Here is a 13,844-nt window from a genome sequence, read left to right as displayed (position 1 = left end):
GGTCAGGCCCCCAGCTTCAGCACGGCGCGGCGGGCGAGCGGCCGCACGAACAGTTCGGCGAGGTCGCCGGCCTGCTCGTAGCCCTGCACCGGGGTGAAAACGAGTTCGATCGACCACTTGGTGGCGATGCCCTCGGCTTCGAGCGGATTGGCAAGCCCCATGCCGCAGACGGCGAGGTCGGGCCGCGCGGCACGGCAGCGGTCGAGCTGGCGGTCGACGTCCTGACCTTCCGAGAAAGGAATTCCGGGCGGCAGCAGCGCGAATTCGCCCGCCAGGTGCTGGCGGTGGAGGTAGGGCGAGCCGATCTCGACGATCTCGGCGCCCGCCTCGCGCGCCAGGAAGCGGGCGATGGAGGGTTCGAGCTGTGAATCGGGGAACAGGAAAACGCGCCGGCCTTCGAGCTCGGCACGATGGCGCCCGACCGCTTCGCGCGCCCGGCGCCGTCCGGCCCTGGTGATGGCGTCGAAACGGCCCGGCGCCACGCCGAACGCATCGGCCGCCGCGCGCAGCCAGGCGGTGGTGCCCTCCTCGCCGAGCGGAAATGGCGCGGCAAGCACGGTTGCGCCGCGCGCTTCCAGCGCCCGTGCCGCCTCGCCGAGATAGGGCTGCGCCAGAAGCACGCGTGTGGCGGGTCCGACCGGCGGCAGGCCCGAGGAGGCGCGCGACGGCAGGAAGGAAACCGGGCCGATTCCCAGCGCGTCGAAGATGCGGCGGAACTGGTCCTCGACCACGTCCGGCAAGGCACCGGCCACCATCAGCGACGGCGGCGCCTTGGCCTCCGCCGCCGGCAGCTCGCGCGCCAGCGCAGCCAGGAAATTGTCCTCGCCCTGGGTGAAGGTCGTCTCGATGCCGCTGCCGGAGAAATGCAGCACCCGGGTTGCGGGCGCATGCAGGCGGGCGAGCCGCTCGGCCGCCTTGCCGAGGTCGAGCTTGATGACCTCCGACGGGCAGGATCCGACCAGCACCAGCATGCGGATTTCCGGCCGGCGGGCAAGCAGGCGCGCCACCACCCGGTCGAGTTCCTCGTGCAGGTCGGCCATGCCGGCCAGGTCGCGCTCCTCGATGATGGCGGTGCCGAATCGCGGCTCGGCGAAGATCATGACGCCTGCGGCGGACTGCATGAGGTGCGCGCAGGTGCGCGACCCGACGATCAGGAAGAAGGCGTCCTGCACCTTCCGGTGCAGCCAGATGATCGACGTGAGTCCGCAGAAGACCTCGTGCTGGCCGCGCTGCCGCAAGGGCGTGACGGGGCCGCAGTCCTGCGCGCCGGTGCGGGGCGGCATCGCGTTCATCGGCCCGTCTCCGGCATTGCGGCCTGGACGCGCGCGGCGTCGAGCCTTGCGGCGCGCAGCTTCACCAGGAACTGGGTGGCATTGATCACGTAGGTCGCATAGGCGGCGAGCGCGAGCAGCATCAGGCCGCCGGGGTCGAGAGCGCCTTGGAAAAGCGCGACCAGGTAGGCGGTGTGGAGCGCCAGCACCAGCATCGAGAAGACGTCTTCCCAGAAGAAGGCGGGGGCGAAGAGCCAGCGGCCGAAAACGACCTTCTCCCAGATCGAGCCGGTGATCATGATGGCGTAGAGCACGAGGGTCTTGGCGACCACCGACGCGTTGGCCGCGGCCAGCCCCTCGCCGGTCGCGAGGTAGCGCAGGATGAGGATCAGGCTGGCGAGGAACACCACGAACTGCAGCGGCGCGAGCAGCCCCTGCACGATCGTCCAGGCTGTCTTGTCCCGCCGACGCCGCTGCTCGGGCGTGTAGAGCGGGCGTCTGGCCTGACCCTTTGCTGGTGCCTCCCTCATCGCCTTTGCGCGACCGCCTCCCTCTCGTGTTTTCTTGTCGTTCTTGTCTTGCAGTCCACGGACACTAATCCCGACGAACGGGATGTGTCAATCTGGATTGACGTCCACAATGGTTGACGATGTCACTTTTACTGGACAGATTCCGCTGGACAAGCGCGTTGAAGGGAGTATCGTTGGATCAACAATAAGGATCAGCGCGAAGACCACGCCATGCAACCAACGGCGCTCCGTGCAGCAGCACGGCGCGAGGGGGAAGCACAGCGCGCGACCTTTACGCTGGCGAACGGAGGGATCGCCAGTCATGACCAGCAGCAGCCCCGACTCCATCATGAACGGCACCCAGCGCGGCGTCGTCACCGGAAGCCGGTCGCATGGCGACCGCAAGGCACAAGGCGGCGAACCCCAGGTGGCCGACCGGCTCGCGGCGACCCTTCGGGAAAACGTCGTACCGCTGCTCGTCGGGCGCAATGCTCAGCGCAAGCCGAACCGGCGCGGCGCCTCCACGCGAAACCCCGCCATCGACGACTTCACCCGGCTTCTCCTCGACGAGAACAGCTCGCGCTGCGAGGATGTGCTCGAAGGGTTCGTGTCGCTGGACGGCGATCCGCAGACCGCGACCGAGGAGCTCCTCGCGCCTGCCGCGCGCCTTGTCGGCGACTACTGGCGCATGGACATCTGCGACTTCATGCAGGTGACGGTCGTCATGACCAGGATCCAGCGCCTGTTCTGGCGCCTGGCGACCGAATATCCCGCGGTCGGCGCGGTGCGGCCGGGACGTACGGCACTGCTCGCGCCCACGCCGGGCGAGCAGCATTCCTTCGGGCTGAGCATCGTGGAGGATGCCTTGCGGCGCGACGGCTGGCACGTCGACTGCTGCGGCTGCGGCGATGGTCCCGACATGTTCAGGCTGGCGGAGAGCGGCCATTATGCCCTCGTCGGCCTGTCACTCTCCGGCGCGGCGCTGCTGCCCGAGCTCGCGGGCGCGATCCGCAGACTTCGGTCCACCATGCGCAACAAATCCGCCACCATTCTTGTCGGCGGCCCGATATTCGTCGATAAGCCGGAACTGGCATTTGAGGTCGGGGCCGATTCCCTGGCCCTGAACGCTCGGCACGCGGTGGCCATCGCCGCCCTTGCCGACGACAGGGCGAACGGTATGCGTCCGCCCGTCGCCGCCGAGATGAACTGGAACTCGAAAGTCTCAGATGGACAAGCTGGTTTCACGGGACGTGTGCCGCTCGTTTCGCGACAGTGGCCGGTTCTTGAAGGAGCTGGACGCTGAGGCCGTATCGACGATCGTCACGGCCGGCGCCGATATCGCACTCGTCCTGTCGCCCGATGGCGACATACTCGACATTGCCTATCGCGACAGCGAGCTGAAGGCCTGGGGGCTCGAGACCTGGGTCGGGAAGCGCTGGCAGGACACCGTCACGGTCGAAAGCCGCGAAAAGCTGCGCGACCTCCTCAGCGATTCGGCGAACGTCCAGATCACCCGCTCGCGACAGGTCAACCATCCGGGGTCGGGCAACCGCGACCTTCCCGTCTCCTATCGCGTGGCCTCCTTTGCCGGCAGCGACACCCGCCTGGCGCTGGGTGCGGACGCCCGCTCGATGGCCGACATGCAGCAGCGGCTGGTGCGGGCCCAGTTCGAGATGGAGCGCGACTACCGGCGCGTCCGCGACATCGAGGCCCGCTACCGCATCATCTTCCACCTCGCCTACGAACCCCTGCTCGTCGTCGATTCGCAGAACTTCAAGGTGATGGACGCCAATGAGGCCGCCGCGCGGCTGTTCGCGCGGCCGGCCAAGAAGCTCACCGGCACCCCCGTCACCGCGGCCTTTGCGCGGACCGATCAGCAGACGGTCTCCGAGGCACTGTCGGCGATCGCCGCACGCGGGCGCGAGGACGTCATCACGGCGCGGATCGCGACGCTGGACGAGCCCCTGTCGATCCGCGTCACGCCGTTCCGCGAGTTCGGCCGCACCAATCTCCTCGTCTGCTTCCTGGCCGACCGCGACCTCGAGGGCGGCGTCTCGTCCGTGTCGGCCATGCTGTCCCTCGCCGAGAGCCTGCCGGACGGCCTTGTCGTCATCGACGGCGACGGCAGGGTCCTCGAAGCGAACATGGCCTTCCTCGACATGATCCGGGTGGTCGGTTTCGACCGGATCGAGGGCAAGAGCGTCGACGCCTGGATCGGCGGCTCCGCCGTCGACCTGCAGGTGCTGATCGCCAATCTGCGCGAGCACGGCTCGGTCAGGCGTTTCTCCACCATGGTGCGCGACGACCTCGGCGGCACCGAAACCGTGGAGATCTCCGCCACCCGCGTCGCCGGGCATGACGGCCCGCGCTACGGCCTCTCCGTTCGGGCCGCCCAGCGCGGCGACACGGTGCCCTCGCCGCTCGGTGCGATGAACGCCCAGTCGGCCGGCCAGCTGACCGAACTGGTCGGGCGCGTCCCGCTCAAGGATCTGGTGCGCGACACCGCCGACATCATCGAGAAGCTGTGCATCGAAGCCGCCCTCAAGCTCACCGACAACAACCGCGCCTCGGCCGCCGACATGCTCGGCCTTTCCCGCCAGAGCCTCTACATCAAGCTCCGCCGCTACGGCATATCGGACGTCGAAGACGATTCGGATTGACACTCGCGAGTGTCAATTTGAGTTGACGACAACGGGTCTGTCGACTTAGTCTGCGGCATGGCCTCACCGATCTCCATCGCAGCCGTCGCCGTCCGGACACCCACGCCGGGCGCCGTGCTCGAACTGCTGAAGCCGATCACCTGGTTCGCGCCGATGTGGGCCTATGGCTGCGGCCTCGTCTCGGTGGGTGGAGCGAGCATCGACCGCTGGCCCTACGCGCTGGCCGGCATCCTGCTCGCCGGTCCCCTCGTCTGCGGCACCAGCCAGGCCATCAACGACTGGTTCGACCGCGAGGTCGACGCCATCAACGAGCCGAACCGGGTCATTCCGTCCGGCCGCATGCCGGGCCGCTGGGGCCTGGCCGTCGCGGTCGCGGGCACGCTCCTGTCGCTCCTGGTCGCCGCGATGCTCGGTCTCGTCGTGTTCCTCGCCGCGATCGTCGGGCTGGCCCTCGCCTGGGCCTACAGCGCGCCCCCGTTCCGGCTGAAGCGCAACGGCTGGATGGGCAATTCCGCCGTCGGGCTCTGCTATGAAGGCCTGCCCTGGTTCACGGCGGCCGCCGCCGTGGCGGGCGGCTTCCCGGCCTCGCCGGTGGTGACGATGGCGCTGCTCTACAGCATCGGCGCGCATGGCATCATGACGCTCAACGATTTCAAGGCCGTCGGTGGCGACCGGGTATCGGGCATCGACAGCCTGCCGGTCCTGCTCGGCGAGGGGCTCGCGGCACGCGTCGCCTGCGCCGTCATGGCCGCGCCGCAACTGGTCGTGATCGGCCTGCTGCTCTCCTGGGGCTTCGCCTGGCATGCCGGCGCGGTCGCCCTGCTCCTCCTGCTTCAGGCCGCTTGCATGGTGCGCCTGCTGTCCGACCCGGAACGCCATGCCGCCTGGTACAACGCCACCGGCACGACCTTCTACGTGCTCGGCATGCTGGCGGCGGCCTTTGCACTTCAGGCCATGGGATGAACGCCATGCACGCAAGTCTCGGCTGGATCGGCATCGTCAGGCTGGGCCTCGTCCAGACCGCGCTCGGATCGATCGTCGTCCTGACCACCGCGACGCTCAACCGTGTCATGGTGGTGGAACTGGCGCTGGCCGCCACCATCCCCGGCGCCCTGGTCGGTCTGCATTACGCGGTCCAGATCCTGCGACCCGTCTGGGGCCACCGCTCCGACCACGGCAACCGGCGCACGCCCTGGATCATCGGTGGCATCGCCACGCTCGGCCTCGGCGGCGCGCTGGCCGCGCTTTCGGTCGCGCTGATGGCCGACCGGTTCGCCCTGGGCATGGCGCTTGCGGTCGCCGCCTTCCTGCTGGTCGGCGTCGGCGTCGGCGCGGCGGGCACGTCGCTGCTCGCGCTGCTGGCCAGCGCCGTCGCTCCGGCGCGCCGTCCCGCCGCCGCGACCATCGTCTGGCTGATGATGATCCTCGGCATGGCCGTCACCGCGGTTCTGGCCGGCGGCTTTCTCGATCCCTACTCGCCCTTGCGGCTCGTCGCCGTGACGGGCGGCGTCGCCGGGCTCGCCTTCATGCTCGCCTGCGCCGCGCTGTGGCGCGTGGAGAGCCGCCTCGCCCGCCCGGTGCTCGCCGCGGAGCCTGCCGCACCCGGCTTCCGCGTCAGCCTCGCCGATGCCTGGGCCGACCCGCAGGCCCGGCTCTTCACGATCTTCGTCTTCGTCTCGATGCTCGCCTACAGCGCGCAGGACCTGATCCTCGAACCCTTCGCCGGGCTCGTCTTCGGCATGACGCCCGGAGAGACCACGAAGCTCGCCGGCGTGCAGCATGGCGGCGTCTTCCTGGGCATGGTCTTCACGGGCATCGCCGGCACGCTGCTGTCGCGCCGCCATCCGGGCGTGTTGCGGATATTCACGGTCGCCGGCTGCTTCGGCTCCGCGCTGATGATCGGCGGGCTCGTGCTCGCTGCCGCGGCGCCGCAGGGGTGGCCGCTCGTCGGCAACGTCGTCGCGCTCGGCGTGGCGAACGGTGTCTTCGCGGTGGCCGCCATCGGCTCCATGATGGCGCTCGCCGGCACCGCCGGCCCCCGCCGCAGCGGCATGCGCATGGGGCTCTGGGGCGCCGCGCAGGCCATTGCCTTCGGTCTCGGCGGTCTCGCCGGCACGGTCGCGGTGGATCTCCTGCGCCTTGTCACCGACGATCCCGCCTCCGCCTACGGCGCGGTCTTCGCGCTCGAAGGCGTGGCCTTCCTCGCCGCCGCCGTCATCGCCCTGCGCCTCGCCGGCGCACGGCCGTCCGCTTCTCCTGCAATGGTGCCTGCCGAATGAGCGCCGAAGCCCGCCCCTTCGATTATGACGTGGTCGTGGTCGGCGGCGGCCCCGCCGGCGCGACCGCCGCCGCAGATCTGGCCCGCGCCGGACGGCGCACGCTGCTCGTCGACCGGGCCGACCGCATCAAGCCCTGCGGCGGCGCCATCCCGCCGCGTCTGCTCGCCGATTTCGACGTGCCCGAGAGCCAGCTGACGGCGCGTATCGCCGCCGCCGACATCGTCGCGCCCTCCGGCCGGCGCGTCGACATGGCCGTGCAGGGCGGATATGTCGGCATGGTCGACCGCGACCGCTTCGACCCCTGGCTGCGCGCGCGGGCGCAGGCGGCCGGCGCCACGCTCGCCATCGGCCGTTTCACCGAGATCGAGAACGATCCGGCCGGCGGCGTGGTCGTGCGGCTGAAACCGGCCGCCGGCGGCGCGACGCTGAGCGTTCGCACCCGCCTGGTCATCGGCGCGGACGGCGCCAACTCGCTCGTCCGCCGCGCGGCCTTCGGCCCCGATCGCCGGCCGCCCTACGTCTTTGCCTACCACGAGATCGTCCGTTCGCCGGCCGGCGCGACCGCCGGCTTCGATCCCGCCGCCTGCCAGGTCCACTACGACGCGCGTGTCTCGCCCGACTTCTACGGCTGGGTCTTCCCGCATGGGGACGCCACCAGCATCGGCGTCGGCTCGGCCGTCAAGGGCTTCGACCTCAAGGCCGCGACCAGGATGCTGCGCGAGGCGTCCGGTCTCGCCGAGGCCGAAACGATCCGCTGCGAGGGCGCCCCCTTGCCGCTCAAGCCGCTGTCGCGCTGGGACGACGGCCGCGCCGTGCTGCTTGCCGGCGATGCGGCCGGCATCGTCGCCCCCGCCTCCGGCGAGGGAATCTGGTACGCCATGACGGCTGGCCGCCTCGCCGCCGAGGCCGGCAACGAGTTCCTGCGCACCGGCGACGCCCGGGCGCTGGCCTCCGCCCGCCGCCGCTTCATGGCCGATCACGGCCGCGTCTTCATGGTCCTCGGCTTCATGCAGTCCTTCTGGTATCGCAGCGACAAGCGGCGCGAGCGTTTCGTGGCGATCTGCGCGGATCCCGACGTGCAGCGGCTGACCTGGACCTCCTACCTCGACAAGCGCCTGCAGCGCAGCGACCCGCTCGCCCATCTGCGCGTCTTCGTTAAGGATCTCGGCCAGATGGTGCGCCTCGCCTTCCAGGGCTCCTGATGCGCCCGTCGCGACCGATCGCGATGCCCTGCGACGGCGCCCTGCGCCGCGAACCGGCGCGAGCTCTCCCGTGCTGATCGCCCTTGTGGAAACCGGAGCCGTCGCGGTCATCGCCGCGGCCATCATCGCCACGGAGGTCGTCATCGTCTGGCTGAGCGGCAATCCGGGACGCACGGCCTTCGCCGCCAATGGCCTCGCCGGCATCATGATCCTGACAGCACTCGGCCTCGCCCTGCGCGGCCATGGCGCCGTTCCGATCCTGCTTGCGCTCGCCGCCTCCTTCGCCGCCCACCTCTTCTGGCTGCTCGCCGCGCGTCGAAGCTGACCGTCGAACCGCTCCCCGGGAAACCGCGGGAACGCACTCCCCGGGTAAATCTCCCGGTCGCGAAACGGTCCGTCCAGCAGCCTCGACGGTCCAGCTATTCCGCGACCACCGGATTCGTCAGCGTGCCGACGCTTTCGACCCAGACGTCCACGCTGTCTCCCGGCTCGATCGGCCCGACGCCGGACGGGGTCCCGGTGATGATGACGTCGCCGGGCAGCAGGCTGATCGCCGAACTGAGATAGGACACCAGCGCCGCCACCCCGAACAGGAGGTCCGATGTCGAGCTCGACTGGCGCTCGACGCCATTCACTCGCGCGCCGAGCAGCAGTCCGGCAGGATCGAGGCCGGTCGCGATGACCGGGCCGAGCGGACAGAAACTGTCGTAGCCCTTGCCGACCAGCAATGCGCCCTGGTCCATCTCCTCCTTCTGGATCACCCGCTCGGAAACGTCGTTGGCGCAGGTGTAGCCGAGCACGTGGTCGAGCGCGGCCTCCGGCGCAATGCGTCGGCCCGCGCGGCCGATGACGACGGCAAGCTCGGCCTCGAAATGCACGTTGCGGCCTTCGCGCGGATAGACGATCGGCGCGCCCGGTCCGACCACCGTGGTCGGGGGCTTCATGAAGAACAGCGGCCGCACCGGCGTCTTGGCGCCCGATTCCTCGATGTGGGCCACGTAGTTGAGCCCGACGCCGAAGATTCGCGGCGGCTCGACGGGCGCCAGCAGCGTCGCGTCGGCGAGGCTGTCGGTGATGCCGGCCCGCGCCAGCGACGCGAAGGGCGATCCGGCCAGCCGGTGCAGCCGGTCGTCTTCGAGCACTCCATGGTGGACGGCGGCGCCGATCCGGTAGCGTGCGATGAGCAAGTCTGTCCTCCCCTTCCGCGTCTCAGGCCGCGGCAATCCCTTCGATCTCGTCGACGTCGGCGGGACCGTCGTGCAGAAGCACCGTGAAGCGGCTCTCGAAGATCTCCCCGCGAGCCAGCACCAGCGCTGCCTCGCGGAACGGTCCGACGGTGACGACGCCCCAGTCGGCAACGAACCAGAACGGCGCCCGCGCAGCGACCCGGTGCGGGATGACGCTCACCCCGGCCACCGCGCCACCGCCGACCGGACCGGTGAAATCGATCCAGCGCGCGCCCGCCCCGCTGACCGCGACGCCGCCGCTGCGGCCCCTGTCGTCGATAACGGCGCCGCCATTGCCCACGATCATCGTCTCGGCCACCCGCACGTTGAACCAGGCATGGCGGGTGGGACCGAGCTTCAATGCGAAATCGCCGCATTCGAGCCGCGAGGTCACCTCGATGCGGTGACGCTGCCGTCCGGTCTCGACGGTGGTCGTGCGCGTCTCGACCGCCACGCGCCTGCCTCCGGGCGCCGCCCATTCCGCCGGCCCGCGCCAGTCCATCCGCTGCACGATGCGGAACCGGCCATCGTCCAGGGCCTCGCCGTTCCGCTCGGTTTCGACGACGCAACCGGGCGCCCGGCCCTGGAAGGTCTCGTCGACATAGAAATTGTAGGTGTATTCCTCGATCATCCCATGCGCGGCCGGCACCTGCGCATGGACATGGTCCGCGCCGATCCAGAGCCCGCTGTGGTGCGGGTGGTCGGCGGGCCGCTCGGCCGTCACGCAATAGCCGGCGGGCGTCGACAGCGGGTGCAGATAGGGCCGGAACGGTCCCTGCGTCAGCGCCAGCACGCTGGCGCCGTCATGGCGCAGCCGCAGCCGATGTGTCTTCGCCCAGGCGCCTGCCGGCAGGACGATCGCGTCGGATTCCAGGGTGAAACCGGCCATGGCTCAGTCGACCGGAGCGAGACCGGTGGAGTGCGCCGGCAGTTCGGTGTCGGCGAACAGGTCGGGATGGGCGGCGGCGATCTGCGGCAGCGCCACAAGGATCTCCCGCAGATGCCTGCGCATCGCCGCTTCCGTGCCGTCGGGATCGTTGGCGGCCAGGCGCTCCACGATCGCCTCGTGCTGGCGGATCAGCAGCGGCATCGGCGACGCGTCGGGGAGGCTGAGGAAGCGCACGCGGTCGGTCTGCACCCGCGCACTCTCGACTATCCGCCAGGCATAGTCGCAGTCGACGATGTCGGCGATGGCGCGGTGGAAGGCTTCGTCGAGGTCGTTGAAGCTGCGGTAGTCGTTGTGCGCGGCGGCGACCCGCTGTCGATCGAGGTGCCGGCGCAGTGTCTCGACATGTTCTGGTCCGGCCAGCCGCCCGGCATTGCTGGCGATGTCGCATTCGATCGCCTCGCGTACGAACCGCGCATTGGCGAGCTCGCGCGCCGAGATCTTCATGACGTAGGTGCCGCGGCTCGGCCGGATCTCGACGAGCCCGGCCTCGGACAGCTTGATGAAGGCCTCGCGCACCGGCTGCCGGCTGACGCCGAACCGGCCGGCGATGTCGCTTTCCGACAGGGCTTCGCCGGGCCGCAGGCGCAATTCGACGATACCCTGCCGCAAGGCGGAGAAGAGCTGGGGCGCGATGGGCTCCCTGGCGCGCAGCGCGATGTCCATGCGTCACCATCCTCCGAAGCCCGCGCAGCTTCGCCGGGCGATACGGTGATTTCCTGCAACTGGTCCGACCACACTTGCGCTGGCCGCTCGACGATGTATCCTACCAGTATGGTGCCATACCGCAAGCATGGGGATGAGACACCAAAGGACGTCCGAGGGAGGAAACAATGACCGCCATGCGTACACATATCTCGAGGCGCGGCTTCATCGCCGTCGGAACCGCCGCCCTGGCGATGCCGGCATTCATCCGCGATGCGCGCGCGCAGGAGAAATACGTCTGCAAGATCGCCCATACCGAGGGCGTCGGCACGCCGATCACCAACGCCTTCGACGCATGGGCCAAGGTGCTCAACGAGAAGAGCGGGGGGCGCATCGACGCCCAGCACTTTCCCGCCGCCCAGCTCGGCGGCCTCGCCGAGGCGCTCGAAGGAAGCCGCATCGGCACCATCCAGGTCACCACCGCCGGTCCGGATTCGGAAGAGGCCATCGCCCCCGAGATCGCGGCCTTCGGCGGAGCGCCGGGCTTCATCTACAAGAACGAGGCGCATGTCGACGCCGTCCTGCAGGGCGAACTCGGCCAGAAATGCTCCGACATCGCCCGCGCCAAGACCGGCGTCGAATTCGTCGCCTATGGTGAGACCGGCTTCCGCCACATCCTGTCCAAGCGCCCGGTGGGCAACCTGGCCGATCTCGCGGGCCTGAAGATCCGCGTGCCGCAGCTGCGTATCTGGGTCGATTTCTGGTCGCTGCTGGGCGCCGCGCCGACGCCGCTGCCCTATTCCGAGCAGTATTCCGCGCTCTCGACCGGCATCATCGACGCCATCGATTCCGACGTGTTCTCAATCGTCGGCTTCAAGTTCCACGAGCAGGCCAGCAATCTCACCCTGACCGGCCACTGGTTCCTGCCCAAGGCCGTGCGCGTCAACGCCGCCTGGCTGGACAGCCTGCCGGAAGACCTGCGCGATCTCGTCCGCACCTCCGCGAAGGAAGCCTTCGCCGAGCAGCGCACCGTGAACCGCGCCAATGCCGCCAAGACGCTGGAAGACCTCAAGGGCCTCGGCGTCACGGTCCAGCAGCTGCCCGCGGAGGAACTCGCGAAGATGGAGGCGCAGACCGCGAAGCTCTTCGACGAGTTCGGGTCCAAGAGCCCCGAGACCGCCGCGATGATCAAGGCCATCCAGGCGCTGGGTTGAGATCAGACGCATGGCGATGAATGCCGATGCCGACGCCGCACCGGAAGGTGCGGCGGCCGACACGTCGCTGGCAGGCTTCGCGCGGATCGTCGACCGCGTGCTGGAGGCGCTCTGCGTCGGGCTGATGCTGGCTGCGGTCGCGGTCGCGTCCCTGCAGGTGGTCTTGCGCTACGGCTTCAACTCCGGCCTGCCCTGGCCGGAGGAGTTCGCCACCTGGGTCTTCGCCTGGGCGGTCTTCCTCGGCATGGCGGTCGCGACCGGGCGCGACGCCCACATCGCCATCGACGTCGTCACCCGCGCCCTTCCCGAGCGGCCCCGGCAGATGCTGCTCGTCTTCAACCGCGCCGTCATGGCCGCGGCCAGCATCATGCTGGTCATGCACGGCTCAGACTATGTCAGCCGCGCGATCTCGGCGTCGCCGGCGCTGCAATGGCCGATGAAGTACTTCTTCCTCGCCGTACCGGTCGGCGGTGCGCTGAACCTGTTCTTCCTGTTCTGGCCGAGACCCGGACGCAGCCTCCTCCAGGGCGTTGCCGTCATCGCCGGCGGTCTGGCGCTCTATCTCATGATCCGCCTGGGCGCCTCCAGCGTCTATGGCGAGAGCGGCAGTGCGGTCGTCCTCGTTCTGGTCGGCATCGTGTCCATCGTCATCGGCGTACCGGTTGCCTTCGCGCTGTCTTTCGGGGCCTTCGCGGCATTCGCCGCCTTCAACCCCATCCTGCTCGTCACCATCTCGCAGAACATGGGCGCGGCGCTCAATTCCTTCACGCTGCTCGCCATTCCCTTCTTCATCCTCGCCGCAGCGGTGATGAACGCGGGCGGCATCACGCCGCGCCTGGTCGATCTCGCCATGCAGCTCGTCGGCCACCTTCGCGGCGGGCTGGGGCAGGCCAACGTCATCACCAACACCATGCTCGCCGGCATTTCCGGATCGTCGACGGCCGACGCCTCGACGATCGCCAAGCTGATGGTGCCGGAAATGGCCAGGCGCGGCTACGGTCGGCCCTTCAGCGCCGCCTTGACCGCGGCCAGCGCGACGCTCGCCAACCTCATCCCGCCGAGCCTCGGCCTCATCATTTACGCCGCGCTCGCCTCCGTGTCCGTGGGCGCGCTGTTCGTCGCCACCATCGTTCCGGGGCTGATGGTCGCCGCATCCCTGATGCTGGTCGTCTACGTGCTGTCGCGGCTGCGCGGCTATGGCGGCGACATTCCGAAAGCCTCGCTGCGGCAGCGCATGACGTCGCTCGGCCTGGCGATCCCGGCGCTCATCCTTCCCGTGATCATCGTCGGCGGCGTGCGCTTCGGCATGTTCACCGCCACGGAGGCCGGCGCCATCGCCTTCCTCTATGCCCTGCTGTGCGGAGCCCTGCTCTATCGCAAGCTGACGCCGTCGAACCTCCTGGCGGCGATCCGCGAATCGGTCTTCGACACCGTCGTCATCGTCGTCATCATCGCCGCCGCCGCCCCCTTCGCCTGGGTGCTGGCCTTCGAACAGGTGCCGCAGAAGATCGCGCAGGAACTGTCGGGGCTCGTCTCGACGCCGGTGCTGCTGATGCTGGCGATCAACCTCTTCCTGCTGATCGTCGGGCTGTTCATGGAAATGATCGCCTCGCTCGTGATCCTGGTGCCGATCCTCGTGCCGCTGGTGATCGCGGCGGGCGTCGACCCGATCCATTTCGGCATCGTCATCGTCATGAACCTGGTCATCGGCGCTCTCACCCCCCCGCTCGGCGTGCTGGTCTTCACCACCGCCCGCGTCGGCGGCGCCAACCAGACCGAGACCTTCAAGGCGATCATACCCTTCATCCTGGCCCTGGTAGGCGTGCTCCTCCTGATCACGTATGTACCCGGCTTCACGCTGCTGCCCGTCAAATGGCTCGGCCCCTGACATT

13 protein-coding genes are annotated in these 13,844 nt (G+C 69.3%); 8 read left to right on the top strand and 5 right to left on the bottom strand.

Going from position 1 to position 13,844, the window contains the following annotated elements; all coding sequences use genetic code 11:
* Nucleotides 1-2: 2 nt before the first annotated feature.
* Nucleotides 3-1,292, bottom strand: coding sequence for a ferredoxin:protochlorophyllide reductase (ATP-dependent) subunit N (locus tag N1F91_RS13860; protein WP_289992910.1), 1,290 nt, complete (start codon nt 1,290-1,292; stop codon nt 3-5).
* On the bottom strand, nt 1,289-1,801 hold the full coding sequence (gene bchF, locus N1F91_RS13855; protein ID WP_289992909.1) for a 2-vinyl bacteriochlorophyllide hydratase: 513 nt from the start codon (nt 1,799-1,801) through the stop codon (nt 1,289-1,291). Before bchF ends, N1F91_RS13860 begins: the two co-directional genes overlap by 4 nt.
* Before the next feature lie 301 nt (nt 1,802-2,102).
* Between bchF and N1F91_RS13850 the strand changes: the two genes are divergently transcribed.
* The 6 genes from N1F91_RS13850 (at nt 2,103) to N1F91_RS13825 (ending at nt 8,246) form a co-directional block, all read left to right on the top strand.
* Nucleotides 2,103-3,083 (top strand): cobalamin B12-binding domain-containing protein, encoded by a 981-nt coding sequence (locus N1F91_RS13850; protein ID WP_289992908.1) that lies wholly within the window; start codon nt 2,103-2,105, stop codon nt 3,081-3,083.
* The gene (gene ppsR, locus N1F91_RS13845) at nt 3,064-4,440 is read left to right on the top strand and encodes a transcriptional regulator PpsR (RefSeq protein WP_289992906.1); all 1,377 of its coding nucleotides are present in this window, start codon (nt 3,064-3,066) and stop codon (nt 4,438-4,440) included. The genes N1F91_RS13850 and ppsR overlap by 20 nt, the downstream gene beginning before the upstream one ends.
* A gap of 57 nt (nt 4,441-4,497) precedes the next feature.
* Complete coding sequence (chlG, locus tag N1F91_RS13840; RefSeq protein WP_289992904.1) at nt 4,498-5,403, top strand: chlorophyll synthase ChlG; 906 nt, start codon at nt 4,498-4,500, stop codon at nt 5,401-5,403.
* 5 nt (nt 5,404-5,408) lie between these two features.
* Nucleotides 5,409-6,719, top strand: a complete 1,311-nt coding sequence (locus tag N1F91_RS13835; protein WP_289992902.1) for a BCD family MFS transporter — start codon at nt 5,409-5,411, stop codon at nt 6,717-6,719.
* Nucleotides 6,716-7,921, top strand: coding sequence for a geranylgeranyl diphosphate reductase (locus tag N1F91_RS13830; RefSeq protein WP_289992901.1), 1,206 nt, complete (start codon nt 6,716-6,718; stop codon nt 7,919-7,921). Before N1F91_RS13835 ends, N1F91_RS13830 begins: the two co-directional genes overlap by 4 nt.
* 70 nt (nt 7,922-7,991) lie before the next feature.
* Nucleotides 7,992-8,246, top strand: coding sequence for a hypothetical protein (locus tag N1F91_RS13825; RefSeq protein ID WP_289992898.1), 255 nt, complete (start codon nt 7,992-7,994; stop codon nt 8,244-8,246).
* A 94-nt stretch (nt 8,247-8,340) separates the two neighbouring features.
* Here the strand turns inward: N1F91_RS13825 and N1F91_RS13820 are convergent, their stop codons facing one another.
* Genes N1F91_RS13820 through N1F91_RS13810 form a run of 3 tightly spaced genes read right to left on the bottom strand, consistent with a single transcriptional unit; the run spans nt 8,341 to nt 10,759 of the window.
* On the bottom strand, nt 8,341-9,108 hold the full coding sequence (locus tag N1F91_RS13820; RefSeq protein WP_289992897.1) for a fumarylacetoacetate hydrolase family protein: 768 nt from the start codon (nt 9,106-9,108) through the stop codon (nt 8,341-8,343).
* Between the two features lie 22 nt (nt 9,109-9,130).
* The gene (locus tag N1F91_RS13815) at nt 9,131-10,036 is read right to left on the bottom strand and encodes a DUF6807 family protein (RefSeq protein ID WP_289992896.1); all 906 of its coding nucleotides are present in this window, start codon (nt 10,034-10,036) and stop codon (nt 9,131-9,133) included.
* 3 nt (nt 10,037-10,039) lie between these two features.
* Nucleotides 10,040-10,759 carry a GntR family transcriptional regulator gene (locus tag N1F91_RS13810; protein WP_289992895.1) on the bottom strand — a complete coding sequence of 240 codons (720 nt, stop codon included), beginning with the start codon at nt 10,757-10,759 and terminating at the stop codon, nt 10,040-10,042.
* A gap of 176 nt (nt 10,760-10,935) precedes the next feature.
* On the opposite strand from N1F91_RS13810, the gene N1F91_RS13805 reads away from it, so the two are divergent.
* Together N1F91_RS13805 and N1F91_RS13800 are read left to right on the top strand one after the other, a co-directional pair.
* Nucleotides 10,936-11,952 carry a TRAP transporter substrate-binding protein gene (locus N1F91_RS13805; RefSeq protein ID WP_289992894.1) on the top strand — a complete coding sequence of 339 codons (1,017 nt, stop codon included), beginning with the start codon at nt 10,936-10,938 and terminating at the stop codon, nt 11,950-11,952.
* Nucleotides 11,953-11,962: 10 nt separating this feature from the next.
* Complete coding sequence (locus N1F91_RS13800; protein WP_289992892.1) at nt 11,963-13,840, top strand: TRAP transporter large permease subunit; 1,878 nt, start codon at nt 11,963-11,965, stop codon at nt 13,838-13,840.
* Nucleotides 13,841-13,844: the final 4 nt, after the last annotated feature.

It is taken from the genome of Aquibium sp. ELW1220 (assembly GCF_030398385.1).
Classification (GTDB): Bacteria; Pseudomonadota; Alphaproteobacteria; order Rhizobiales; family Rhizobiaceae; genus Aquibium.
The sequence above is the reverse complement of the archived record's forward strand: the minus strand, read 5'-3'. Positions and strand labels throughout refer to the sequence as shown.

Excerpts from the sequence above, each read along its gene's own strand:
- N1F91_RS13850 (WP_289992908.1), top strand. The coding sequence starts at position 2,103 with ATGACCAGCAGCAGCCCCGACTCCATCATGAACGGCACCCAGCGCGGC.
- N1F91_RS13835 (WP_289992902.1), top strand. The coding sequence starts at position 5,409 with ATGCACGCAAGTCTCGGCTGGATCGGCATCGTCAGGCTGGGCCTCGTC.
- N1F91_RS13860 (WP_289992910.1), bottom strand. The coding sequence starts at position 1,292 with ATGAACGCGATGCCGCCCCGCACCGGCGCGCAGGACTGCGGCCCCGTC.
- N1F91_RS13830 (WP_289992901.1), top strand. The coding sequence starts at position 6,716 with ATGAGCGCCGAAGCCCGCCCCTTCGATTATGACGTGGTCGTGGTCGGC.
- N1F91_RS13815 (WP_289992896.1), bottom strand. The coding sequence starts at position 10,036 with ATGGCCGGTTTCACCCTGGAATCCGACGCGATCGTCCTGCCGGCAGGC.
- N1F91_RS13810 (WP_289992895.1), bottom strand. The coding sequence starts at position 10,759 with ATGGACATCGCGCTGCGCGCCAGGGAGCCCATCGCGCCCCAGCTCTTC.
- bchF (WP_289992909.1), bottom strand. The coding sequence starts at position 1,801 with ATGAGGGAGGCACCAGCAAAGGGTCAGGCCAGACGCCCGCTCTACACG.
- N1F91_RS13805 (WP_289992894.1), top strand. The coding sequence starts at position 10,936 with ATGCGTACACATATCTCGAGGCGCGGCTTCATCGCCGTCGGAACCGCC.
- N1F91_RS13800 (WP_289992892.1), top strand. The coding sequence starts at position 11,963 with ATGGCGATGAATGCCGATGCCGACGCCGCACCGGAAGGTGCGGCGGCC.
- chlG (WP_289992904.1), top strand. The coding sequence starts at position 4,498 with ATGGCCTCACCGATCTCCATCGCAGCCGTCGCCGTCCGGACACCCACG.